Origin of the sequence: Kitasatospora sp. MAA4 (genome assembly GCF_029893355.1) — a bacterium.
In the GTDB taxonomy this organism is placed as follows: Bacteria; Actinomycetota; Actinomycetes; order Streptomycetales; family Streptomycetaceae; genus Kitasatospora.
In genome coordinates, this window is sequence record NZ_JARZAI010000001.1 from 83,747 (window position 1) to 107,489 (window position 23,743).

The 23,743-nt window shown below is 73.9% G+C and carries 17 protein-coding genes; 8 read left to right on the plus strand and 9 right to left on the minus strand.

Features of this window, described 5'->3' with window-relative positions; all coding sequences use genetic code 11:
* The first annotated feature begins 161 nt into the window (after positions 1–161).
* Positions 162–755, plus strand: coding sequence for a dihydrofolate reductase family protein (locus tag P3T37_RS00410; RefSeq protein ID WP_280721311.1), 594 nt, complete (start codon positions 162–164; stop codon positions 753–755).
* Here the strand turns inward: P3T37_RS00410 and P3T37_RS00415 are convergent.
* A complete protein-coding gene (locus tag P3T37_RS00415) occupies positions 752–2,017 on the minus strand; it encodes a GNAT family N-acetyltransferase (RefSeq protein WP_280721312.1) in 1,266 nt (421 codons plus the stop codon). The genes P3T37_RS00410 and P3T37_RS00415 overlap by 4 nt on opposite strands.
* A gap of 56 nt (positions 2,018–2,073) precedes the next feature.
* On the opposite strand from P3T37_RS00415, the gene P3T37_RS00420 reads away from it, so the two are divergent.
* Positions 2,074–2,667: a GNAT family N-acetyltransferase gene (locus P3T37_RS00420; protein WP_280721313.1), complete on the plus strand. Its 594-nt coding sequence runs from the start codon at positions 2,074–2,076 to the stop codon at positions 2,665–2,667.
* A gap of 4 nt (positions 2,668–2,671) precedes the next feature.
* On the opposite strand, the gene P3T37_RS00425 is transcribed toward P3T37_RS00420, so the two are convergent.
* Positions 2,672–3,430, minus strand: coding sequence for a DeoR/GlpR family DNA-binding transcription regulator (locus tag P3T37_RS00425; protein WP_280721314.1), 759 nt, complete (start codon positions 3,428–3,430; stop codon positions 2,672–2,674).
* A 73-nt stretch (positions 3,431–3,503) separates the two neighbouring features.
* The gene (locus P3T37_RS00430) at positions 3,504–5,495 is read right to left on the minus strand and encodes a ricin-type beta-trefoil lectin domain protein (RefSeq protein ID WP_280721315.1); all 1,992 of its coding nucleotides are present in this window, start codon (positions 5,493–5,495) and stop codon (positions 3,504–3,506) included.
* A 387-nt stretch (positions 5,496–5,882) separates the two neighbouring features.
* On the opposite strand from P3T37_RS00430, the gene P3T37_RS00435 reads away from it, so the two are divergent.
* The 6 genes from P3T37_RS00435 (at position 5,883) to P3T37_RS00460 (ending at position 11,682) form a co-directional block, all read left to right on the plus strand.
* Complete coding sequence (locus tag P3T37_RS00435) at positions 5,883–7,136, plus strand: extracellular solute-binding protein (protein ID WP_280721677.1); 1,254 nt, start codon at positions 5,883–5,885, stop codon at positions 7,134–7,136.
* A 66-nt stretch (positions 7,137–7,202) separates the two neighbouring features.
* Positions 7,203–8,123, plus strand: coding sequence for a sugar ABC transporter permease (locus tag P3T37_RS00440; RefSeq protein WP_280721316.1), 921 nt, complete (start codon positions 7,203–7,205; stop codon positions 8,121–8,123).
* Positions 8,123–8,956 carry a carbohydrate ABC transporter permease gene (locus P3T37_RS00445; protein ID WP_280721317.1) on the plus strand — a complete coding sequence of 278 codons (834 nt, stop codon included), beginning with the start codon at positions 8,123–8,125 and terminating at the stop codon, positions 8,954–8,956. Before P3T37_RS00440 ends, P3T37_RS00445 begins: the two co-directional genes overlap by 1 nt.
* 11 nt (positions 8,957–8,967) lie before the next feature.
* Positions 8,968–9,939, plus strand: a complete 972-nt coding sequence (locus P3T37_RS00450; RefSeq protein WP_280721318.1) for an ROK family protein — start codon at positions 8,968–8,970, stop codon at positions 9,937–9,939.
* On the plus strand, positions 9,936–10,871 hold the full coding sequence (locus P3T37_RS00455; RefSeq protein ID WP_280721319.1) for a hexose kinase: 936 nt from the start codon (positions 9,936–9,938) through the stop codon (positions 10,869–10,871). Before P3T37_RS00450 ends, P3T37_RS00455 begins: the two co-directional genes overlap by 4 nt.
* Entirely contained in the window at positions 10,849–11,682 is an 834-nt protein-coding gene (locus tag P3T37_RS00460; protein ID WP_280721320.1) for a class II fructose-bisphosphate aldolase, read from the plus strand. Before P3T37_RS00455 ends, P3T37_RS00460 begins: the two co-directional genes overlap by 23 nt.
* A 7-nt stretch (positions 11,683–11,689) precedes the next feature.
* Here P3T37_RS00460 and P3T37_RS00465 read toward each other — a convergent pair whose 3' ends face one another.
* From P3T37_RS00465 to P3T37_RS00490, 6 genes are read right to left on the minus strand one after another with little or no spacing between them, the layout of a single operon-like run.
* On the minus strand, positions 11,690–14,509 hold the full coding sequence (locus P3T37_RS00465) for a condensation domain-containing protein (protein ID WP_280721321.1): 2,820 nt from the start codon (positions 14,507–14,509) through the stop codon (positions 11,690–11,692).
* On the minus strand, positions 14,506–16,302 hold the full coding sequence (locus tag P3T37_RS00470) for a non-ribosomal peptide synthetase (RefSeq protein ID WP_280721322.1): 1,797 nt from the start codon (positions 16,300–16,302) through the stop codon (positions 14,506–14,508). The genes P3T37_RS00465 and P3T37_RS00470 overlap by 4 nt, the downstream gene beginning before the upstream one ends.
* A 29-nt stretch (positions 16,303–16,331) precedes the next feature.
* Positions 16,332–18,119 carry a non-ribosomal peptide synthetase gene (locus P3T37_RS00475; RefSeq protein ID WP_280721323.1) on the minus strand — a complete coding sequence of 596 codons (1,788 nt, stop codon included), beginning with the start codon at positions 18,117–18,119 and terminating at the stop codon, positions 16,332–16,334.
* A 37-nt stretch (positions 18,120–18,156) separates the two neighbouring features.
* Positions 18,157–19,329: an acyl-CoA dehydrogenase family protein gene (locus P3T37_RS00480; protein ID WP_280721324.1), complete on the minus strand. Its 1,173-nt coding sequence runs from the start codon at positions 19,327–19,329 to the stop codon at positions 18,157–18,159.
* Positions 19,326–22,424 carry an amino acid adenylation domain-containing protein gene (locus P3T37_RS00485; RefSeq protein WP_280721325.1) on the minus strand — a complete coding sequence of 1,033 codons (3,099 nt, stop codon included), beginning with the start codon at positions 22,422–22,424 and terminating at the stop codon, positions 19,326–19,328. Before P3T37_RS00485 ends, P3T37_RS00480 begins: the two co-directional genes overlap by 4 nt.
* Before the next feature lie 29 nt (positions 22,425–22,453).
* Positions 22,454–23,722, minus strand: a complete 1,269-nt coding sequence (locus P3T37_RS00490; protein WP_280721326.1) for a condensation domain-containing protein — start codon at positions 23,720–23,722, stop codon at positions 22,454–22,456.
* Between the last annotated feature and the right edge of the window lie 21 nt (positions 23,723–23,743).

Below are 23,743 nucleotides of genomic sequence, written 5' to 3' on the forward strand. Positions count from 1 at the left end.
CGGTTGCGCCGACGTGACCGTGCCCGGCGGGATCATGGCACGGAGAATCAACTGGCGCAAAGGGATTATGACTTGGGGATTCCCGTGCTAGGTTCACGGGTTTTGTCGGTGCCGGGCTCTATGTTTTGTCCAACAGCCGGCCGAGGACAGGAGCGACTCCCGTGCGCATCGTCATCAGTGAGTTCATCAGCTTGGACGGCGTCGTGCAGGCGCCGGGCGGACCGGACGAGGACACCGACGGGGGCTTCGCCCACGGGGGTTGGTCGCACCCGTTCTTCGATCCGGAGGTGGTGGGCGGTGCGTTCTCCGATGCGCTCGCCACGGCGGACGCGCTGCTGTTCGGGCGGCGCACCTGGCAGACGATGGCGGCGGCGTGGCCCGGGCGGGCGGGGGACCCGTTCGCTGATCGGATGAACGGGATCGCGAAGTACGTGGTGTCCGGGACGCTCGGCGAGGGCGCGCTGGCCTGGGGTGGGACCACGCTGATCCCCGGGGACAAGGCCGTCGCCCGGATCCGGGAGCTGCACGGGAGCGAGGGCGGCGACCTGCTGGTGATGGGGAGTCCCACGCTGGTGCGGACGCTGCTGAGCGAGGGGCTGGTCGACGAGCTGCGGCTGATGCTGATGCCGGTGCTGCTCGGCGGTGGTAAGACGATCTTCCCGGAGGACGGCGTGCAGCGCCCGCTCGAACTGGTGTCGACGGCCCTCGGCAGCACCGGCGTGCAGGTGTGTACCTACCGGCCGGTAGGAAGCTAGAACCCGATGGCGTTGCGCGGGGCCTGCGGCTGGGTGAGCATCGCGGTGGCCCGGGCGAGGGCGCCGCTGGTGTGCTCCTGGACGCGGCCGGCGGCGGCCAGCGGGCCGAGCGCGGTGCCGCCCAGGTAGGCGGCGGCGAGGGTCGACGCGTCGAGGGAGAGGTCGGGCGCGGCGCCGGCCCTCGCGCGTCGGCAGTGCGCGCCCTGCGGCCCGCCGTCGAGCTGCCAGCGGCCCTCGTTCCACGGGCAGAAGGGATCGGCGACCTCGATGACCAGGGTTCCGTAGGTCTGGTAGTTGCGGTTCGACAGCGCTGCCGGCAGGTCGACCAGGCGTAGCCACAGGTCGTCGCTCTGCCGGGTGATCCGCAGGGCGCGGGGGTCGGCGAGCTGCCAGCGGAACGCCTCGTCGATGGGGCGCTTGGCCGCGACCACGCGCCGGGTGAGGTCCAGGGAGGTCAGGAAGGACCACAGGTCGGTGTAGGCGCCGGCGGACACCGCCTCCAGCCACTCGACCTCGACGGTCCCGGCGGTGGCCTGGTCCGGTGACCAGGGCGTGCGGTAGGTGGCGGCGCCGTCGACGGCGCCGGTGTCGTCGTAGTGCAGCAGGAACTGCCGGCCTCGGGGCTCCCCGCCGTCCCAGCGCCCGGGGTAGGCGCTGACCTCGCCGATTCTGGTCCGGCGGACCGTGTCGTGCAGGGCCGGCCAGGCGGCCGAGGCCGTCTGCACGTCCACCAGTTCGAGATGCCCCTGCCGGTCCACCGGGTGCAGGCCGCGGGTGTCGAGTTCCCAACGGGCCGTGTAGGTGGCGGGGCCGAAGCCGTAGCGGCCGTAGATGCCGCCCTCGGCCGCGCTCAGGCCGGCCAGCGCCTCGCCGCGACGGCGGCAGTCGTCCAGCATCGCGCGCATCATGGCGCGCAGCAGGCCGCGGCGGCGGTGGGTGGGCAGGACGCCCACGGCGGTCACGCCGCCCATCGCGACCGGTCCGGCGCCGGGGACGGTGACCTCCAGCGACAGCACCTGCGAGGTGCCGACCAGCCGGCCGTCGACGAAGGCGGCCCGAGTGCGGTCCAGGTCGCTCATCCCGGCCGCGGCGGCGAGCAGTTCGTCGTGCCCGGCGGCCCGCCCGAACCGTGACGTGAGGCCGACACCGGCGTGCCAGGCGGCGGGCTCGGGCTCCCAGTTGGGCGTGCCCGCGTAGGACGGCACGATGCGCAGGAAGTCGACGGCCTCGGCGGGGGCGATGGGACGGATCTCGGCGGTCACGGTCCCGAGTTGTACACCGCGCGGGGAGAGCCCAGCACCTGATTTACGATGTCGCGATGATCTCCACTCCAGCTGTCCCCCCTGTTGTTCCCGTCGGTCGGATGGCCGGGCTCGCGCAGCCGGTGTTCGACCTTCCCGGTGGATGGGAGCTGCGGCCGTGGGAAGTCGGCGACGCCGACGTTCTGGTGGCGGCCGCTCAGGATCCGGACATCCGCCACTGGAACTTCCTGCACATGGAGTCCCGGGAGGTCGCGCTCGGGAGGATCGAGCGGATGCGCAGTCGCTGGCAGAGCGAGCAGGGCGCCATCTGGGCCCTCGCGCGGGCGGGCGGCGGCGAGGCGGTGGGGCTCGTCGGGTGGCGGAAGGTCGACCTGCACGAGGGCAGTGCCGAGTTCGTCTACTGGATCCTGCCCGCCGCTCGCGGCGGCGGTGTCGTGGTCGACGCGGTGCGGCGGCTCACCCGCTGGGGACTGGAGGAACTCGGACTGCACCGCCTCCAGTTGGGCCACTCGGTGCTCAATTCGGCGTCCTGCCGGGTGGCCGCCAAGGCCGGGTACGCGCTCGAAGGCACCCAGCGCAGCGCGCTGCTGCACGCGGACGGCTGGCACGACCTGCACCTGCACGCGTTCGTCGACGGCGACCCGAGGTAGCGGCTCAGGCGCGGATGACGCGGACGCCGCGTTCGGTGATGGCCTTCTCCTGCTCCGGGCCCAGGGTGTCGTCGGTGACCAGGTCGTCGATGTCGGCGAGCGGGCAGATCTCGGCGAAGGTGACGCGGCCGATCTTGGTGGTGTCGGCGACGACGACCGACCGGGCGCTGCTGCGCAGGAAGGCGCGGTCGGTGTGGGCCTCCATCTCGTCGTGGGTGGTGCAGCCCTCGCCGGCGGTGAGGCCGTCCACGCCGATGAAGGCGATGTCCAGGTGGTACTGGCTGAGCATGCGCTCGGCGGCCGGGCCGACCAGTTCGTAGCTGGCGGTGCGGGCGTTGCCGCCGATGACGACGAGGCGGATGTCGGATCTGACGATCAGGTCGGCGGCGATGTTGACCGCGTTGGTGACGATGGTGAGCCCGCTGCGCTCGCTGAGCACGCGGGCGATCTCGGTGACGGTGGTGCCGCCGGTCATGCCCACCACCGCGCCGTCGGGCACCAGCTGGGCGGCGGCCTGGGCGATCCGGCGCTTCTCCTCCTGCTGGCGGCTGGCCCGGTGGCGCAGCGGGAGTTCCAGATTGACGGGACCGGTGACGGCGCCGCCGCGGGTGCGGTGCAGCAGGCCCTGCTCGTGCAGGGTCTGCAGGTCGCGGCGGATCGTCGCCCCCGACACGTCGAGGAGGGCGGTGAGCGCGTGCACGTCGGCGCTGCCCTCCTTGGCGATGTGGTCAAGGATGCGCGCGATTCGATCAGCTTTGAGCATGGGGTGAGTGTAGTCCCGGATCGAGGGGAGGCCCCGGGCCTGTGGCCCGGGGCCGTGCGGGGTCAGGCGGGGGTCAGGCGGCGGGCGGGGTGCTGAACGGGGCGGCCCAGGTCTGGTTGGTCTGGACGTTGGGGGAGGCGCCGCAGCTGTAGAGGTCGACGGGGGTGCCGCTGGTGGTGGTCGTGCCGCTGTAGACGTCCAGGCACTGGGTGGTGCCGGCGAGCGTCAGGTTGCCGTCCCGGTTGTAGGTCCAGGTCTGGTTGCCGGGCGAGCTGCCGCAGGGGGCGACGCCGGCCCAGCGGCCGGACTGGCCGTTGAGGGCGCCGGTGCTGGTGCCGCTCTGGGCGGTGAGGCAGAGGCTGCCGGCGCCGGTCTGCATCAGCTGGACGGAGCCGTCGGCGTTGCGCTGCCACTGCTGGTTGGAGTTGCCGGTGCAGGGATACACGTCGACGGGGTTGTTCACGGCGGTGCCGGAGGCGTGGTTGTCCAGGCAGAGCGAGGCCTTGCCCCAGTCGTCGCGGGAGGCGGTGATCTGGCCGCGCGGGGTGGTGGTGCCGCAGCCGGACTGCGGGGTGATCTTCAGCATCGCGTTGTCGTGCGAGGCGATGTTCAGCGCGACCGTGCCCGTCGAGGTGCTGGTGCTGTGCGCCCACAGATCGCGCACGTCGTAGCCGCAGCCGGCGCCCGAGAAGCCGAGGCTCGCCAGCGAGAGCGTGTACGGGACGGTCGCGGGGCCCTTGTTGAGGACGACCACTGCGCGGCTGCCGTCGGCCAGCGGCTTGACGACCACGTCGACGCCGCTGTCGGCGGCGGGGGAGCCGTCGGCGTTGGCGGCGCCGCCGGAGACCCGGTAGCCGCCGGCGCCCAGCGGGTCCTGGTCGACCGCGATGACCTCGGAGTTGCCGAGGATCGCGACGGAGGCGTTGAGGTGCGCGGCCTCGGCCGGGTGCGCGGCGATGTAGGAGGGCTCGAACTTGCGGGCGTCGGTGCTGATCACCAGCGGGGCGGCCAGCGAGGAGAAGAGCGCCAGCTGGCTGCGCTCCTCGGCGGTGGTCATGCCGTTGTCGCCGATCAGCAGCATGTCGGCGTCGTTCCAGGTGCCGGGGCCCTGGTAGCGGCTGAGCTCCAGGGTGTTGTCGAAGCTCTGGTAGGCGCCGAAGTTGTAGCCGCCGCTGGGCAGCGCCTGGTTCCAGGGGTCCTTGCCGTCGCCGTAGTTCCAGATGTCCGGGCCCACCCGCCAGAGCTGGCCGAGGCCGCGGACCGAGTCCATCGAGGCGAACTTGGCGCCGCCGTTGCCGAGTCCGGCCGGTGCGGAGATGTTGAACATGACGTTGGGGGTGGGGGTGCCGGCGTTGTCGGCGTTGGTGACGGCGGTGTTCAGGTCGCCGGACATCCGCGCGTCCAGGGTGGGAATCGGCTCCTGGGGGCCGCAGTTGTCGTACTTCAGCTCGTCGACGCCCCAGGAGACCAGGGAGTTGGCGTCGGCCTGCTCGTGGTACTCGCTGCCGTTGGCTTCGTTGGGGGCGGTCGGCGCGGCGGTGCTGCAGGTGTGCGTGCCGGAGGTCTCGTAGATGCCGAACTTGGCGCCGAGGCTGTGCAGGTAGTTGCCGTAGGCGGTGAGCTCGTAGTCGAAGCCGGGCTGCTGGGTGGCGTCGCGGACGTCGGTGGCGCCGCCCCAGTTGAGGGCGCCGTGCAGGTAGCCGGAGCTGTTGCGGTACATCCAGCAGTCGTCCACGGTGATCGACTTGTAGCCGGCGGCGATCAGTCCGGCGTCGGACAGGCCCTTGGCGTTGTCCTCCATGTACTGCTGGAACGAGTAGCTGAGCTGCGGCGATCCGTCCAAGGGCGCCTGCGGCGTGCAGGTGGCGCGGGACCAGTTGTTGAAGCCCATCGGCGGGACCGGGGCGATCGGGGTGTTCGGGACGGCGACCGAGGAGAAGTTCGCGGCCGGCGCGCTGACGCCGTCGTTGGCGGTGGCCGGGACGGTGCCGAGCAGGCACGCGGCCGGGACGAGAGCGGCGGTCAGGGCCGCGACGAGTGGGGTTCGGAGCGATCTACGTGCCACGGGGGTGGGCTCCTTCGAGCGGGGAGGGTGTGCTCGTCGGCGGCTGTCGGCGCGTGGGGCTGCCGAACGGGCCTGCGCACGCCGTGCGCTGAGGCAGGCTGGGCTTGACGAGTGGGTGACATAATCTGCGCATAAATGGCAGCCCGTCAACAGGAACGCGCAAGTGGGCATCGAAGCGCGCGGAACGTGGCGGATCGGCTGCCGCGATCGCAACAGTCCAGTAACGACGTCTGGACCTGGGCGTCTGCCTCGTGAATACTCCGTGGCGCAGCGGAGTCCAGTTCGGAACTGCTCGAAAGATGCCAGGTCTGAGCAGAATCAAACAGAGAGCGCCACTGAGGCGCGGGTGCGAAGGCGGTAACGGCAGTGAACAAGCGTGTGCTCGGTATGGCAGCGGTCTGTGCGGTCGGTGCCCTCACCCTCAGTGCCTGCGGCAGCAGCGGCGGCGGATCCGGTTCCTCGGCCTCGGGGCCGGTGACGCTCAAGCTGGTGGCGGCCGACTACGGGGACAAGGCGTCCAACAGCTCCACGCTCTACTGGAACGACCTGGCGAAGGCGTTCGAGGCGGCGAACCCGACCATCAAGGTCGATGTCCAGGTGATCAACTGGAACGACATCGACAAGCAGGTCAAGACGATGATCCAGAGCGGCAACATGCCCGACGTCCTGCAGACCGGCGGCTACGCCGACAAGGTCGCGGACAACCTGCTCTACCCCGCCTCCGACGTGCTCTCCACCACCACCGCCGGCACCTTCATCGACAGCTTCGCCAGGGCAGGCCAGGTCGGCGGCGTTCAGTACGGCATCCCGTTCGTCTCCTCGGCCCGCGCCTTCTTCTACAACAAGGCGATCTTCACGCAGGCCGGCATCACCGCGCCGCCGCAGACCTGGGCGGACGTCGCCGCCGACGCCGCGCTGATCAAGGCCAAGGTTCCCGGTGTCACCCCGTACGCGCTGCCGCTGGGGCCGGAGGAGGCGCAGGGCGAGAGCATGATCTGGGAGCTGGGCAACGGGGGTGGCCCGACCGACAGTTCGGGCAAGTACGCGCTGAACAGCCAGGCGAACGTCGACACCTTCAGCTGGCTGAAGTCCAACCTGGTCGACCCGGGCCTGACCTACGCCAACCCGGCCAGCACCGACCGCAAGACCGCCTTCGCGGACTTCGCGGCGGGCAAGGCCGCGATGCTCAACGGCCACCCGTCGCTGATCCAGATGTCCACGGACGGCAAGGTCGACTACGGTGTGGCGCCGATCCCCGGCAAGGCGGGCGCGCTCAAGTCCACGCTGGGTGTGGCGGACTGGATGATGGCGTTCAAGAAGAACGGCCACAAGGACCAGATCAAGGCGTTCCTGGACTTCGCGTACTCCGAGCAGAACACGCAGAAGTTCGACGAGGAGTACAACCTGATGCCGGTCACCCAGGACACCCTCCAGGCGATGACCAGCAGCGGCAAGCACCAGGACCTCCAGCCGTTCTTCGCGCTGCTGCCGCAGGCCGCGTTCTACCCGCTGGGCGACACCACCTGGGACACCGTCTCCGCGCAGATCAAGCAGAGCATCGGCACCGCCGTCAGCGGCGACCCGGCCAAGGTGCTCGGCGACCTTCAGAAGAAGGCCCAGGACGCCGTCGCCAACAAGTAAGCCCCCGGACGCGGGCGGAGGGGCACACCCCCACCGCCCGCGCCTCCCGCACGGAAGGCACCACCCGTGTCCCACACCCCCACCGCCCCCTCGCGGGGCGCACCGGCGCGACGGCGCGCCGGGCTGGTCAGCCTGGGCCCGCTGCCGTGGATCGCGCCGGCGATCCTGCTGATCGCGCTGGTCGTCCTGTGGCCGGTCTACGAGATGGTCCACACCTCGTTCCTGCGGATCAGCAGCAGCGGGTTCGTCCGCGGCTCGGCCGGCCTGGACAAGTACCGCAAGCTCTTCGCCGAGACCGACCTCGGCCATGTGCTGACCGCCACCGTCCTCTGGACGCTGGTCGTCGTCACGCTCACCATGGTCCTGTCGCTGGCGCTGGCGCAGCTGTTCAACCAGGAGTTCCCCGGCCGCCGCCTGACCCGCTGGGCGCTGATCGCGCCGTGGGCCGCCTCCGTGCTGATGACCGCCATCGGCTTCAAGTGGATGCTCAACCAGACCGCCGGCGTGCTGAACACCGCGATGACCGACCTCGGCCTGATCAACAGCCCCAAGGACTGGCTCGGTGACCCGAACACCGCCTGGCCCTGGATGATGTTCGTCGCGGTCTTCGTCTCGCTGCCGTTCACCACCTACACCCTGCTGGCCGGCCTGCAGACCGTTCCCGCCGAGGTCTACGAGGCCGCCCGCGTCGACGGCGCGAGCACCTGGCAGACGTACCGCAAGATCACCCTGCCGTTGCTGCGCCCGGCCTTCCTGGTCGGCGTCGTGATCAACCTGATCAACGTCTTCAACTCCTTCCCGATCATCTGGGGCATGACCCAGGGCGGTCCCGCCAGCGCCACGGCCACCACCACCGTCTTCATGTACCAGCTCAAGGACACCGACATCGGCGAGTCCGCCGCCATGTCGGTGGTCAACTTCGCGCTGGTCGTGGTGATGGTCCTGGTCTTCCTCAAGGTCAGCCGCTGGAACGAGGAGGAGAGCTGATGAGCCGCCGGAAGAAGACCCTCAAGCCCCGCACCCTGGTCATCGCCTCTGTGGCCTGGCTGCTCGCCGCGCTCTTCCTGCTCCCGTACGCCGAGATGGTCATCACCGCCCTGCGCCCGGCCGACGAACTGCGCGACCCCGGCTACCTGCCGCACCACTTCGCCTGGTCCAACTTCATCAACGTGTGGAGCGACTCCACCCTCGGCGACAACCTCAGGGTCACCCTGCTGGTCGCTGGCGGCTCGACCCTGCTCGCCCTCGCCGTCGCACTGCCCGCCGCCTACTACACCGCCCGCATCAGGTACCGCGGCCGCAAGTACTTCCTGCTGCTCGTCCTGGTCACCCAGATGTTCCAGCCCACCTCGCTGCTGGTCGGCCTCTACCGCGAGTTCTTCCAGCTGAACATGCTCAACTCCATCTGGACACTGGTCATCTGCAACGCCGCCTTCAACCTGGCCTTCGCCATCTGGATCCTCACCGCCTACATCGCCTCCATACCCGTGGAGTTGGAGGAGGCCGCGATGATCGACGGCCTCGGCCGGATCGGCGCGCTGCGCCGCGTCGTCCTGCCGCTGGCGATGCCCGGCGTCGTCACCGCCGTCATCTTCACCTTCATCTCGGCGTGGAACGAGTTCGTGATGGGCCTGACGCTGTCCACCGTTCCGGCCAGCCAGCCGCTGACGGTCGGGATCAACAGCTTCATCGGCGACTACACCGTCCAGTGGAACTACCTCTTCGCCGGCTCGGTCATCGCCATCGTCCCGGTGGTCGTGCTCTTCGCCTTCATCGAGCGCCAGGTCGTCTCCGGCCTGACCGCCGGATCCGTCAAGTAAGGAGTCGCGACGTGTTCTCCGAGGGCCGGGAGGCCGGCGAGTGCGTGATCGCCCTGGACGTCGGCGGCACCGCCATGAAGGGCGCGCTGCTCGACCGCGAGCTCAGGCCGCTGCTGACGATGCGCCGCCCGACCCCTCGGGCCGCCGGCCCGGACGCGGTGCTGGACGAGATCGCCGCCACCCTGACCGAGCTCGCCCGGCAGGCGTCGTTGCGGCAGTTGACGGTACGTCAGGCCGGAGTGGTGGTCCCCGGCATCGTCGACGAGGATCTCGCCCGGGCCGTCTACTCGGCGAACATCGGCTGGCGTGATCTGGCGCTGGCCGAGTTGCTGGAGCAACGCACGGCGCTGCCAGTGGTGTTGGGTCACGACGTGCGGGCCGGCGGGTACGCGGAGGCGGTGCTCGGGGCCGCTCGCGGCGCCCGGGACGTGCTGTTCGTCGCGATCGGCACGGGCATCGCCGCCGCCGTGATCAGCGACGGACGTCCGCTGCGGGCCGGCGGCTACGCCGGTGAACTGGGCCACCTGGTGGTCGAGTCGGACGGCGCACCGTGCGGCTGCGGCGCCCGCGGCTGCCTGGAGACGGTCGCCTCCGCCTCGGCCGTCGCCGCCGCCTACACCGTCCGCACCGGACGCGCCGTCGAAGGCGCCGACCAGGTCGCAGCTCTGGTGGAGTACGGCGACCCCGACGCCCGCGCCGTCTGGCAGCGCGCCGCCGGAGCACTGGCCGGCGCGCTCGCCGTCGCGAGCACGCTGCTCGCCCCCGAACTGATCGTCCTCGGCGGCGGGCTCGCCGAGGCCGACGACCTGCTGCTCGAACCCGTCCGCGCCGCCCTGGCCGAGCAGTTGACGTTCCAGCGCCGCCCGCGCCTGGTGCGCGCGGTGCTCGGCGACGAGGCCGGCTGCCTGGGCGCCGGCCTGCACGCCTGGCAGGCCGTGGGCGAGTCCGCGACCACCTTCACGACGGGGGCCCTGGCACCGTGATTCTGACCGTCACCCTCAACGCGGCCCTGGACGTCACCTACTTCGTGGACGCCCTGGTCCCGCGCAGCTCACACCGCGTCGACACGGTGCACGAACGCGCCGGCGGCAAGGGCGTCAATGTGGCCCGGGTGCTCGCTGCGCTCGGGCAGCCGACCGCGGTGACCGGCCTGGCCGGCGGCCCGACGGGCGCGCTGCTGCGCGCCGAACTGCACGCCGCCGGCCTGCGCGACGAACTCGTCCCGGTGGCCGGCGACTCCCGGCGCACCCTGACCGTGGTCTCCCGCCAGGACGGCGACGCCACCGTCTTCAACCAGGCCGGGCCACTGGTCCAGCCCGCCGAATGGGCGGCCTTCACCGACCGCTACGCCCAACTGGTGTGCGACGCCGACGTCGTGGTGCTCGCCGGCAGCCTCCCGCCCGGCCCGCCCGAGGACGCCTACGCGCGGCTCGTCACGCTCGCCGCGGCGGCGGGCGCGGTCACCGTGCTGGACACCAGCGGCCCGGCGCTGCTTGCCGCGCTGGCGGCCGGACCCGACGTGGTCAAGCCCAATACCGCCGAACTCACCGCCGTCACCGGCGAGTTCGAGATCGGCCCGGCCGCCGCCCGGCTGCGCGCGCTGGGCGCCCGTACCGTGGTTGCCTCGGACGGCCCGGCGGGGCTGCACGCGATCACCCCGCACGGCAGCTGGCACGCCACGCCACCCGAGCGGCTGGCCGGCAACCCGACCGGCGCGGGCGACGCCTGCGTGGCCGCACTCGCCGCCGGACTCGCGGCCGGCACGCCGTGGCCCGAGATCCTGCGCGAAGCCGTCGCGCTGTCCGCCGCCGCCGTCCCCTGCCCGGTCGCCGGCGACTTCGACGCCGACACCTACCACCGCCTGCGCAGCACCGTTCCCGTGGAGGAAGTCCATGCCGCTCACCCCGACCGCTGAGATCACCCGCGCCGCCGTTTCGAGCGCCGTCGGCGTCGGCGCGTTCAACGTCGTCCAGATCGAGCACGCCCAGGCCATCGCCGCAGGCGCGGTGGCGGCCGGGCGCCCGGTGATCCTGCAGATCAGCGAGAACACCGCCCGCTACCACGGCGGTCTCGAACCGATCGCGCTGGCCACCCTGGCGATAGCCCGGTCCGCGAGCGTCCCGGTGGCCGTCCACCTGGACCACGCCGAGTCGGCCGACCTGGTCCGCGAGGCCGTCAAACTCGGCTTCACGTCCGTCATGTTCGACGCCGCCACGCTCCCGTACGAGGAGAACGTCGCCGCCACCCGCGAGATCACCGAGCACTGCCACCGGCACGGCGTCTTCGTGGAGGCCGAGCTCGGCGAGGTCGGCGGCAAGGACGGCGCCCACGCCCCCGGCGTGCGCACCGACCCCGAGGAGGCGGCCGCCTTTGTCGCCGCCACCGGCGTGGACGCGCTCGCGGTGGCGGTCGGCAGCTCGCACGCGATGCTCACCCGCGACGCCGTCCTCGACTACGCGCTGATCGCCCGGCTGCGCGAGGCAGTCAGCGTCCCGCTGGTGCTGCACGGCTCCTCCGGCGTGGACGACCAGGGCCTGACGCGAGCCGTCGCGGCGGGCATGACCAAGGTCAACGTCTCCACCCACCTCAACAAGGCGTTCACCCGCGCCGTCCGCGACCACCTGGACGCCCACCCCGCGACGGCCGACCCGCGCAAGTACCTCGGCCCGGCGCGCGACGCGGTGGCGGCGGAGGTGGCCCGCCTGCTGGCGGTGCTGAGCTCCTGAAACGCGGCTACCGCACCATCGCGGCCAGCACGCTGCGCCAGTCCTCGCCCGGCCGCTCGCGCAGCGGATCGGCCAGCGCGTCGGCCCGGTAGCGCCAGGGGCGCAGCAGTTCGCCGTCCACCTGGGCGCGCAGCTCCACCGGGGAGGTGGAGCCGAGCAGGTGGGCCAGTTCGGCGGCGAACTCCGGCCAACCGACGTGCCCGCCGACCGCGTTGACGACGCCGCTCACGCGGGCGTCCGTGCAGTCGATCACCGCGCGGGCCAGCGCGGCGGAGTGCACCCAGGCGGCGCCGTACCAGGGGTGCGGGTGCGCCGCCGGGTCGGGCAGTACGAGCGGGCGGCCCACCAGGGCGGCCTGGTAGAGCGCGCTGGTGGACCCCCAGCGCAGCTGGTCGCGCAGCCGCTGCTGCGGACCCCAGACGATCGGCGAGCGGACGGCACTCGCGCTGCCGCGGCCCTGCGTGCCGGCGGCGTCCAGCAGGATCCGCTCGCAGTCCAGCTTGCCCTGCCCGTAGGCGCTGACGCCGGGCCCGGACGGCGCGCCGTCCGCGACCTCGACGGCGGACGGGCGGCCGTAGGCGTCCACGCTGCTGACGAAGACGAAGCTGCCGCGCCGCCAGGCGTCCACCATGGCGCGCATGGCGGCGACGTCGACCTCCGGCGTGGTGAACGTGCAGGCGGCGTGGATGACCGCGTCGACCCCCTCGACCGCCGCGCGCAGGCTGTCCAGGTCGGTGAGGTCGCCCTCGGCCACGTCGACGCCGTCCAGCGCCACCAGGTGCGCCGACTCGGGTCGGGCCAGCGCCCGCACCGGGCGGCCCTGGGCGAGCAGTTCGGCCAGGACGGCCGCACCGACGCCGCCGGTTGCGCCGGTGAGCAGGACGGTGCCGGCCCGGACGCCGCGGCCTGCTGCCGGTCGCCGCGCGGCCGCCGCGCGCTGCTCGCCCTGCCGGGTGTCCAGCAGCGCGGCCACCGCGCGCGGGGTGCGCTGCTGGAGGACGTCGAGTCCGGTGAGCGGCAGACCGGTGGCGGCGCGCAGCCGTTCGGCCAGCTGGACGGCGAGCAGCGAGTGGCCGCCGAGTGCGAAGAAGTCGTCCTCGGGGTCGGGCCGGGTGCTGAGCAGTGCGCCGAAGGCGTCCCGCACGGCTGCCAGCCTGCTCGGCTCGGGTGCGGTGTTCCCCGGCAGTCGGGCGAGCTGCACCGCGCCCTCGGCGTCGCGCGGCAGGCGGTCCACCAGCGTGACGGCCAGCGGCAGTTGGCCGATGGGCAGCTGCGCGCGCAGCCGCCTGCGCAGCTCCGTGCCGCTGGGCGCCGCCGGTCCGCTCGGCACCGCGTAGGCCAGCGGCGGCAGGCCATCGCGGGTCACCACCACCGCCTCGGCGATCCGCGGGTCGGCCAGCAGCGCCGCCACGGCCGGGTGGACCTCGTCCCCCGCCGGGCGCAGCGCGGTGCCCGGCAGCCGGCCGAGCCGCTGCCCGCCGTCCGCCGCCACCGCCGCGAGCAACTCGGCGAAGGCGGTCAGCAGTTGCTCGGCGGTCCGGTCGTGCAGCACATCGGTGTCGTACTGCACCAGGCAGCGCGGCTGCGGGCCGTCCTCGACGAAGAGGCCGAGGTCGAACTTGGCCAGTCCCAGGTCGACTTGGACCGCCTCGGCGGCCAGGCCCGGCAGCTCCAGCGCGCCGGGCCGCTGGACGAGGTCGCAGGTGACCGAGAGCAGCGGCGTGCCGTCCTCGCCGCGGGCGGCCGCGCCCAGCCGCTCCACGACCAGGTCGAACGGCACCTCGTGCTGTCCCTGCGCGGTGAGCAGGGCTTCGCGCACCCGGCCGAGCAACTCGGTGAAGGCGGGGTCGCCGGAGAGGTCGGCCCGGATCGGCAGCGTGTTGACGCACAGCCCCACCAGGCGGCGCAGCTCCGGGCGCGAGCGATGGCCGCTCACGCAGCCCAGCGTGAGGTCCGCCTGGCCGGTGGCGCGGTGCAGGGCGGCGAAGGCGGCGGCCAGCACCACGGTGAACGGCGTGGCGCCCTGCTCCTGGCCCAACTGCCGCAGCCTGTCCAGGGTTTCGCGCGAGAGCGGCGCGCTGCGGGTGCCGGCCGCCCGGGTGCGGGGGCCAGTTGGCGTGCGGCGGGGCAGCGGCACCGGGCGGGCGCCGGCCAGCCGGGCGGCCCAGGTGTCGACGGCGCCCGCGAGTTCGCCGGCACGGGACTGCTCCCAGCGCGCGAAGTCGGCGTACTGCAAGGGTGGTTCGGGCAAGTCGGCCGGGTGCCCGGCGAGCGCGGCGGCGTACAGGGCGGCCAGCTCCTCCAGCGCCACCGGGAGCGAACCGCCGTCGACGGCGATGTGGTGCAGCGTGAGCAGCAGGGTGTGGTCCTGCGGGCCGTGCCGTAGCGCCACCGCGCGCAGCATCGGCCCGGTGGCCAGGTCGAAGGGCCGGGACGCCTCGGCCGCCAGCAGGGCGGCCGTCTCCTCGGGCCCGGCGGCCAGTACCGGGACGGCGACCGGCGTGCTGTCGAGCACCTCCTGGTACGGCTCGTCGCCGCGCTGCCCGTAGCGGGTGCGCAGGATCCGGTGGCGCTCGGTCAGCGCGCCGAGAGCGGTGGCCAGCGCGGCGAGGTCCAGCGGGCCGCGCAGCCGGGTGGCCACCGGCACGTTGTAGAGCGCGCCGCCCTGGCCGAGCCGGTCCATCAGCCACATCCGCCGCTGGGCGTGCGAGAGCGGCGCGGGGCCGCGCTCGGCGCTGCGGGCGATGGCGGCGGGCCGGGCCGTGTCGGCCCGCCGCCGGGCCAGCCGCAGCAGGTCCGCCTGCGCGGAAGCGTCGGTGGGGATCATGCGCCCGCCTCGCCGTGCAGGGCGAGCAGCGCGCGCTCGACCAGGGCGGCCTGGCCGGCCACCGTCGGGTGGCTGAAGAAGTCCGCCAGGGACAGCTCCACGCCCAGGTCCTCGCGCAGGTCGTCGACCACCCACATGGCCATCAGCGAGTGCCCGCCCTCGGCCAGGAAGTCCGCGTCCGCCCGCTCGACCGCCCGGCCCAGCGCCCGCGACCAGGCCTCGGCGACGGCCTGCTGAAGCGGGGTGAGCGCGGCGGCCGGGGCACTGCGACGCTCGCCCGGGGCGCGCGGGTCCAGCGCGACCAGCGCGCGGCGGTCCACCTTGCCGACGTCCGTGAGCGGCAGCGCCGCCAGCACCGTCCAGGCGGTGGGCACCAGATGGGCGGGCAGCCGGTCGGCCAGATGGGCGCGCAGGGCGGCGGTCGCGGGCCGGTGGCCCTCGGTGGGGACGACGAAGGCGCTGAGCTCGGCGTCCTCCTGCCCGGCCCGCCGCACCACCACGCTCGCCTCGGCGATCTCCGGGTGCAGGCGCAGGGTGTGCTCGATCTCCTCGGGCTCGATCCGGAAGCCGCGCACCTTGACCTGGTTGTCCGCGCGGCCGTGGAAGTCCAGCGTGCCGTCCGCCCGGGCGCTCACCAGGTCGCCGCTGCGGTACATCCGCCCGTGCCCGGGGATCTCGCGGAAGCGCTCGGCCGTCAGCTCGGGCTGCCCGAGATAGCCGAGCGCCAGGCGGGTGCCGCCGATCCACAACTCGCCGCGCTCACCGGGCGCCACGGGCGCGAGCCGCTCGTCCAGCACGGCCGTGCTCGCGCCGCCGAACGGGCGTCCGATCGGCGGCGGGCCGTCGCAGTCGGCCTCGCGCAGCCGGTGCAGGGTGGTGAAGGTGGTGGCCTCGGTCGGCCCGTAGGCGTTCAGCAGGTCGAGCCAGGGGAAGGCCCGCAGGACAGTCCCGGCGTGTTCGGCGGAGAGCGCCTCGCCGCCGACGATCAACGTCCGCAGCACACCGAAGACGCGCGACTGCCGGGCGGCCAGCTGGTGGAAGAGCGCGGTGGTCAGGAAGGTGGCGGTGACGCCGAACCGCTCGACGTCCCGGGCCAGTTCGTCCGGCGTCGGCCGGTCGGCGGGGGAGATCATCACGGCCGCGCCGCGCACCAGCGGCGCCCAGATCTCGAAGGTGGAGGCGTCGAAGGTGGCGGGCGAGTGGTAGAGCACCCGGTCGCCCGGGCCGAGCGCCACCGCGTCCGGGGCGGTCACCAGCGCGGTGATCGCGCGGTGCGGGACCTCGACGCCCTTGGGTCGGCCGGTGGAGCCGGAGGTGTAGAGCACCAGCGCGATGGCCTCGGGACCGTCGATGCACGGGTGCGGCGCACCGGCGGCGGCCTCCCCGGACAGCGCGGCGTCGTCCAGGACCAGCGTCCGGTCCTGCGGGAGGCCGGCGCCGGCCAGCAGCGCCTTGTCGCCGAGTGTCAGCAGCACCTCGGCGTCCTCGATCATTCCGGCGGTGCGCGGGCGCGGATAGGCCGGATCGAGCGGGACGCCGTGGCCGCCCGCCCACCAGACGGCGAGCTGGGCGACCACCAGGCGGCTGGAGCGGGCGGCGAGCAGGCCGACGGCACTGCCGGGGCCGACCCCGCGGGCCGCCAGCTCGGCGGCCAGAGTGGCCGCGGCGCGACAGAGTTGACGGTACGTCAGGACCGTGCTGCCGTCCGAGACGGCGAGCGTGTGCGGGTGCTGTTCGGCGTGCCGGGCGATCAGACCGGGCACGCCGGCCGGGACGGTGGTGGGAGCAGGCATCGGGTTTGCGTTCCTCGGCTCGCGGGCGGTCATGCGGTCACGCGCCGGGCCTCGACCAACTCGGCGAGGCTGCGCAGGTCGGGCTGGCGCAGCAGCTGGGGGGCGCGCAGCCGTACGCCGCACTCCACCTCCAGGGCCACCAGCAGGCGGGAGGCGGCGAGCGAGTTGCCGCCCGCGTCGACGAAGTTGTCCAGCGGGCCGAGCGCGGGGTCGCCGAGCAGTTCGCGGCAGAGCCGCAGCACCAGCTGCTCGGATTCCGAACCCCCCGGCGCCGACGCCGCGGGCTGTTCGTCCGCCGCCAGCAGGGCGGCCCGGTCGACCTTGCCGTTGGCGGTCAGCGGGAAGACGTCCACCAGCCGGATCCGGGCCGGCACGGCCTGCTCGGGCAGCCAGCCGCGCAGCTGCGCCAGCAGCTCGGCCCCGGACGCGAGCGCGCCTGCGGTCACCGGCTGGACGAAGGCGACCAGCTGCGCCGCGCCGCCCGCGTCGTACCGGGCGGCCACCGCGGCGCGCCGCACCCGCGGGTCGCGCTCGAAGGCTGCCTCGACCTCGGCCGGCTCGATCCGCACGCCTCTGACCTTCACCTGGTCGTCCAGCCGGCCCTGGAACTCCAGCACCCCGTCCGGGCGCATCAGCACCCGGTCCCCGGTGCGGTAGACCCGGCCGAGCTCCTCGCTGCCCTGCGGCGGCGCGACGAAGCGGCGGGCCGTCAGCTCCGCGTCCAGGTAGCCGAGGGCCAGGCAGCCGCCGCCGATCCGCAGCTCGCCGGACACGCCGCGCGGCACCGGGTGCCCGTCCTCGTCGGTGACCAGCACGGTGGCGCCGGGCCGGGGCAGGCCGATCGGCGGCGCGTCCTGCCCGGCCGGTGCGGCGCCCGCGGGCATGGTGTGCACGGTCGTCACCACGGTGGCCTCGGCCGGGCCGTAGGCGTTGTGGACGTGCGCGGTGACGTCCGGCCCGGGTCGGCGGCGCAGCCGGTCGCCGCCGACCGTCAGATGCCGCAGCGCCAGGCCGGCGGGCCAGGGCAGATTCAGCACCGGCTCGGCCAGCGGGGTGGGCAGGTTGCCGACGGTGATCGCGGCCCGCTGCCACCAGCCGGTGAGCGCGCCCGGATCCCAGCGCACCTCCTCGGGGGCGATGCTCAGCGCGGCGCCGCAGGTGAGCGCCGCCCACAGCTCCAGCAGGTGCGGGTCGAAGGCGACGCCGATCAGCAGGCTGTGCCGGTCGCCCGGGCCCAGGCCGGTCAACTCCTGGTACCAGTGCAGCAGAGCGCCGAGCGAGTCCTCGCCGACGGCCACCGCCTTGGGGGTGCCGGTCGAACCGGAGGTCATCACCGCGTAGTACGTCCCGGCGGGTGCACCGAGCGCGTTCTGCGGCGCGGCGGGCGTGCAGGCGGCGACCAGCCCCTCCACGGGGAGCGGGGTGGCCGCGAGCTCGGGCGGCAGCAGCGCCCGATCGCCGATCAGGCAGCCGAGCCGCAGGCTCCGCGCCACCGTGCGCAGCCGCTGCTCGCCCGGGCGCGGCCCGAGCGGCAGGTAGACGGCGCCGCGCCGGGCCACCGCCAGGGCGACGGCGACCAGCGCCGGCGAGTGGTCCAGGCAGACGCCCACCAGGTCGCCGGGGCGCACCCGGTCACCCAGCGCGTCGGCCACCGCGCAGGCCAGCGCGTCGAGTTCGGCGTAGCTCCAGCTGCGGTCGCCGTCCAGCAGGGCGGGTGCGTGCGGGGTGCGGCGCACCTGGTCGAGGTAGCGGTCCAGCACGGCGGCGTGCTGCTGGGGGCCGCCGTGCACGATGCTCAGGTCAGGGTTTGTGTTCATGGTTTCGCCTTCGAGTCGTGGTGGTGGTCAACCCAGGTCAGCCCAGGCCCATGGCCCGGGCGACGATCACCTTCTGGACCTCGGAGGTCCCCTCGATGATCGTCATCATCCGGACGTAGCGGTACAGGAACTCCAGCGGATGCCCGCGCACCCAGCCGGTCGCCCCGTGCACCTGAAGCGCGCGGTCCACCACCCGCACCGCGGTCTGCGAGGAGGTCAGCTTGGCGAGCGCCGCGTTCTCCGGCGCCTCGGTGCCGGCGTCGACCAGGCGGGCGCAGGCCAGCGTGAGCAGCTTGGCGGCCTCCACCTCGGCCCGGCTGCTCACCAGCAGCTCCTGGACGTGCTGGTAGCCGCCGATCCGCATCCCGAACGCCTCGCGCTCCTTGGCGTACTCCACGCCCAGGCGCAGCGCGTACTCCGCGATGCCGTCGCACATCGCGGCGACGATCAGGCGCCCACGCGAGAGGCTGTCCACGGCCAGCGCCATCGCCGCGCCGACGCCTTCCTCGCCGCCGATCACCGCATCCGCCGATACCCGGACCCGGTCCAGTAGCAGCTCGAACAGCGGCTCGCCGGACATGCCCTCGTAGCGCTGGCCGATCCGCAGGCCCGGCTGGTCCATCGGCAGCACGAAGGCGGTCGCCCCGCCGGTGGTGCCCGCGCCCTGGTCGGTCGCGGTGACCACCAGCGCGAAGTCCGCCCGGTCGGCGTTGCTGACGAAGGTCTTGTGGCCGCTGATCACCCAGTCGTCGCCGTCCCGGCGCGCGGTGGTGGTCAGCCGGAACGCGTCCGAGCCGGCCTGCGGCTCGGTCAGCGCCAGGCAGCGCAGCGCCTCGCCGCGCACCAGCGGCAGCAGGTAGCGCTCGACCTGCTCGGGCGTCCCGTGCCGCAGCAGCGGGCTGGGGCCGTCGGAGCCGGCCAGCGCGTACGGCGCCAGCACGCAGCCGCTGCGCCCGGCCGCGTGGTGCAGCAGCACGACGGCGCTGAACGGCATGCCGGAGCCGCCGAGTTCCTCCGGGTAGTCGCCGGCGTAGAAGCCGAGCGCGGCCGAGCGCTTGCGCACGTAGGCGCGCAGGTCGGCGGGCGGCAGGTCTCCGGTCTCCGGCAGTTCGGCGGCCAGCGGCACCACCTCGCGGCGGATGAAGCTCTCGAAGGCCTCGACCAGTTCGCGGTGGCCGTCCTCCAGGACGGCGGAGGGGGCGGAGGTCACGATTTGTCTCCCATCAGGGCCCTGGCCTGGTCGGCCAGCACGGGATTGGCGAACAGGGCGCGCAGCGGCGGGCGGTGGCCGAGCCTGGGCTCCAGCCAGGCGGCCAACTGGGCGGCCAGCAGCGAGTGTCCGCCGACCTCGAAGAAGTGCGAGTCGGCGGTGAAGCGGCCGTGGCCCAGCACCTCGCGCCAGGCCTCGGCGACCAGGGCGAGCGCCGGGTCCTCGAACGACTGCTCCGCCAACTCCTCTACCGGCTCCGGAAGTTCGGCCAGCGCGCGGAGCAGGGCGGCCCGGTCGGGCTTGCCGCCGGGCAGCGTCGGCATGGTCTCCAGGGCCACCCAGGCGCCGGGGACCAGCGGGCTGGGCAACCGCTGTGCCAGCGCGGCGTGCAGGGCGGTGCCGTCGGGCTGCTCGGCACCCTCCAGGAAGCCGACCAGCCGGGGGGTGTCGGCATGTTCCCGGTCCAGCACCACCGCGCAGGAGCGGCCGCCGAGTTCGGCCGAGGCCGCAGCCTCGATCTCCTCCAACTCGATCCGGTAGCCGCGCAGTTTGACCTGGTTGTCCTGGCGGCCCAGGAACCGCAGCCGGCCCTGAAGGTCGCGGTAGCCGCGGTCGCCGGTGCGGTACACCCGCTCGCCGCCCAGTGCGGCCGGCCGCACGAAGCGTGCGGCGGTGGCCTCCTCCAGACCGAGGTAGCCCTCGGCGAGCGCCGGACCGCCGATCGCCAACTCGCCCACCCCGCCCGGCAGCAGCGGCCGGCCGCCGTCGTCCAGCAGGTGGATCCGGATGCCGGGCAGCTCGGTGCCGAGCGGGATCTCGGCACCGTCCGCCAGGTCGGCGGCGGTGATCTCGTGCACGGTGGACGTGACGGTGGCCTCGGTGACGCCGTAGGCGTTCAGCAGCTTCGCGTCGGTGTCCCGGGCCAGGCCCTGCAACGCCTGCGCGGGCAGCCGCTCGCCGCCCAGCACCAGCAGCCGCGGCGACCAGCGCCCGTCCCGCAGCGCCTGGCGCAACTCCTCGCGCACAGCAAGGTAGTAGCTGGTGGGCAGGTTGGCGACGGTCACGCCGCGCACCGCCAGCACCGCGACCAGCTCGGGCCCGGTCGGCACCTCGCGCTGCGGCAGGACGAGCGCGGCCCCGGCGGCCAGAGCCGGCAGCACCTCCTCCAGTGCCACGTCGAAGGACGGCCGGGCGAACAGCAACACCCGGTCCTGGTCGGTCAGTTCGTAGCGGTCCACGATGGCGCCCAGGTACCCGGCCAGCGCCGCCCGGCCGACCAGCACCGGCTTGGGCACACCGGTCGAGCCGGAGGTGTGGATCACGTACGCGGCGCCGTCCAGCACCGCCGCGGGCTCGGCCTTCGGGAAGGCGGGCCCGTCCAGCAGCGCGGGCGTGCGGCCCTCGACGGGCAGCGCCAGCGCGCTCTGCCGGGTGGCCAGCACCAGCGCGGGCTCCAAGCGGTCGAGCAGCAGGCCGAGCCGGGCCGCCGGATCCTCCGGCGACAGCGGTGCGTACACCGCGCCCGTCCGCAGGCAGGCCAGCAGCGCCACCACGCTCTCCACCCCGCGCGGCAGCACGGCGGCCACCGGCTGGCCGGCGCCGACGCCGGCCGCGCGCAGCCGTTCGGCCAGCGCGCCGACCCGGCGGTCCAGCTCGCCGTAGGTCAGCCGCTCGGCGCCGGCCAGCACGGCAAGGCGGGACGGCTGGTGCGCGCCGACCGGGTCGAGCAGCGCGAGGTCGGGAGCCCGGTGGTCTGCTGCGGCCGGCGCGGCGGGCGCGCCGAGGGCGGCGAGCGGGAGCTGCTGGTCGTCCAGGTAGCCGCGCAGCAGGTCCACCAGTCGCTCGGCCAGCAGCGCGGCGACCTCCTCGCCGAACAGGTCCGCGTCGTAGTCCCAGACCAGCGTCATCCCGGCGGCGCCGTGCCGCGGCCCGACCACCCGGCGGTCGTCGGGGATCAGTACGAGGTCCAGGTCGAAGCGGGTGGTGCCGGTGTTGAAGCCCTCGAAGAGCGAGATCTCCAGCCCCGGCACCTCGACCTCGGGCAGCGCTGCGTCGTGCGCGCTGAACATCACGTTGAACAGCGGGTTGTCGGCGCCGCTGGTGTGCAGGCCCAGTGCCCGGGTCAACTCCTGGACCGGGACCTGCTGGTGCGGCAGCGCGCGCAGCAGCGTGTCGGTGACCTCGTCCACCGCGTCCAGCCCGGGCACGGCCGGATCGAGCCGCAGGCGCAGCGGGAGGGTGTTGACGAACATCCCGACCGTGCCCTCGAAGCCCACCGGACGGTTGCCCACCGCCGTGCCCACCACCAGCTCGTGGTGGCCGCTGTGCCGGCGCAGCAGCTCGGCGAAGAGAGCGAGCAGCGTGCTGAACGGCGTGTGGCCGTCGGCGCGGCTGCGGGCGCGCAGCCGCTCGGCGAGGTCGGCGCCGATCGCCTGGCGCAGCTGCCCGCCGCGGTGGCGGCGCACCGCGCCCGGGCGGTTCAGCCCGGGCAGCGCCACCTCGCGCGGCGCGTCGTCCAACTGGGCCCGCCAGTACGCCAGACTCTCCTCGCGCGCCTGCTCGGGGGTCGTGCTCGCGTGCTCCTGGTAGGAGCGGGCGGGCTCCAGTACGACCGGCTCGCCGAGCACGTGCGCGCGGTAGGCGGTGAAGACGTCGCGCAGCAGGATGGCGAAGGAGTGGCCGTCGTGGATCAGATGGTGCTCGACGTGGATCAGCCGGTGCTGGTCGGCGCCCATGCTGACCAGGTGCCAGCGCAGCAGCGGTGCCTGCGCGGTGTCCAGCGGCTCCTCGGCCTCGGCGCGCAGCAGCTGCTGGAAGGCGGCCTCGGGGTCGTCGGCGTCGGACAGATCGCTGTTGCGCAGCCGCAGTTCGGCCTGCTCGCGGACCCGCTGGCCGGGCAGGCCGCCGGGTTGGGCGACCAACTCCAGCCGCAGGCCCGGGTGGTGGGCGAGTGCGGCGGCCAGCGCGGCCCGCAGGGCGGCCTCGTCGAGGGCGCCCCAGAGGTCGAGCGTCGCGGTGAAGTTGTAGGCGCGGCTGCCGGGCAGCATCTGCTCGTGCAGCCAGACGATCTCCTGCGAGGAGGAGAGAGCGAACATGGGTGGGTCCCTTCGCTGGCGGGTGTGACTCAGAAGGTGTGGAGGTGGTGGCGCAGGGTGTTCAGCAGGGCATCGAAGGCGGCCCGGGCCGCGTCGTCCGTGCACTGCTCGCGGTCCCAGGCAAGGCGGACCAGCAGGTCGTCGCCGTGCGAGGCGGAGACGGCGAACGGCGCGCCGATCGGACGTCCGGTCAGGTGGACCTCGCGGCCAGGCGTCCCGCCGAGCACCAGCGGCGGGCGCCGGTGCAGGTCCTCGAAGGTCAACAGGCCGTCCAGCGCCCCGGACCAGCTGGCCCCGGCCGAGCGCGCGGCGTGCACCAGCTCGTCGAACGGCGTGTCGGCGTGGTCCAGGTCGTCCCACCAGTAGACGCTGAGGTCGGCGAGGTCCGCCGGGCTTCCGTCGCTTCCCGGGTGCACCAGGGTGTTGAGGAAGCAGCCCAGGACCGGCTCCGCGCCCGGCGGCCGCCCGCCCCACGGATAGCCGAGTGCCGGCGTGCGCTGCGACCCGAACAGGACGGCCGCGGCCGCCGACACGCCGTCCAGCAGCGCGGGGAAGACGGCGCCGCGGGCCGCACCGGTGGCGGCGGGCAGCCGGTGGGTCACCATGCCGGTGGGCGGCGGGAGTTGGCTGCCGGTCGGGGTGGGACGGCCGGGGTCGGCGAGCGCGCCGAGCCGGGTGGCCCAGTGCGCGAAGGCCGCGGGGGAGGAGGCGGCGGCCTCGGCGGCGAGCTGGAGTTCGACCGCCTCGCGGTAGGCCGCGTCCTGCGGGTCCTGCGGGTCGGCGCTGTCCTCCTGGTAGAGCCGGCTGAGGTCCGCGGTGACGATGCCGAGCGACTGCTCGTCGCAGGCGCTGTGGTCCAGCGCGAGCGCGAGCAGTTCTCCACCGTCCGGCTCGCGGGCCAGCAGCAGGCGCAGTGGCGGTCCGTCCGGCGACCAGGCGAGCAGCGCGCGCCGCAGCGCCTCCTCTGCCGTCCCGCCCGGCGCCACCGCCACCTCCCGGACCTCGGCAGACGGCTCGCCGAGCCGCAGCACCGGGGTGCCGCGCAGCGTGGCCGGCCTGCCGCGCAGGGCGGGGTGGAGCGCCGCCAGCCGCGTCGCGGCACGGCGCAGGCGGGCCAGGTCGACGGTGCCGCGCGGGAAGGCGAAGAAGAGCGGCACGACGGTCGGGCGCCCCTGCGGGTCCAGCCGGCGGGAGAGCAGGAAGCGGCGCTGGGCGCCCGTGAGGGGGAGCAGCTCGGCCGACTGCGCGGCGACGGATCGGTAGCGGGCGAGGTAGGCGGCGGTGATGATGGCGGGCACGGCTCATCTCCACTTCGTCGG

Coding starts and splice junctions, on each gene's coding strand:
- P3T37_RS00470 (WP_280721322.1), bottom strand. CDS start 16,302: ATGCCTGCTCCCACCACCGTCCCGGCCGGCGTGCCCGGTCTGATCGCC.
- P3T37_RS00460 (WP_280721320.1), top strand. CDS start 10,849: ATGCCGCTCACCCCGACCGCTGAGATCACCCGCGCCGCCGTTTCGAGC.
- P3T37_RS00445 (WP_280721317.1), top strand. CDS start 8,123: ATGAGCCGCCGGAAGAAGACCCTCAAGCCCCGCACCCTGGTCATCGCC.
- P3T37_RS00465 (WP_280721321.1), bottom strand. CDS start 14,509: ATGATCCCCACCGACGCTTCCGCGCAGGCGGACCTGCTGCGGCTGGCC.
- P3T37_RS00475 (WP_280721323.1), bottom strand. CDS start 18,119: ATGAACACAAACCCTGACCTGAGCATCGTGCACGGCGGCCCCCAGCAG.
- P3T37_RS00485 (WP_280721325.1), bottom strand. CDS start 22,424: ATGTTCGCTCTCTCCTCCTCGCAGGAGATCGTCTGGCTGCACGAGCAG.
- P3T37_RS00435 (WP_280721677.1), top strand. CDS start 5,883: ATGGCAGCGGTCTGTGCGGTCGGTGCCCTCACCCTCAGTGCCTGCGGC.
- P3T37_RS00425 (WP_280721314.1), bottom strand. CDS start 3,430: ATGCTCAAAGCTGATCGAATCGCGCGCATCCTTGACCACATCGCCAAG.
- P3T37_RS00420 (WP_280721313.1), top strand. CDS start 2,074: ATGATCTCCACTCCAGCTGTCCCCCCTGTTGTTCCCGTCGGTCGGATG.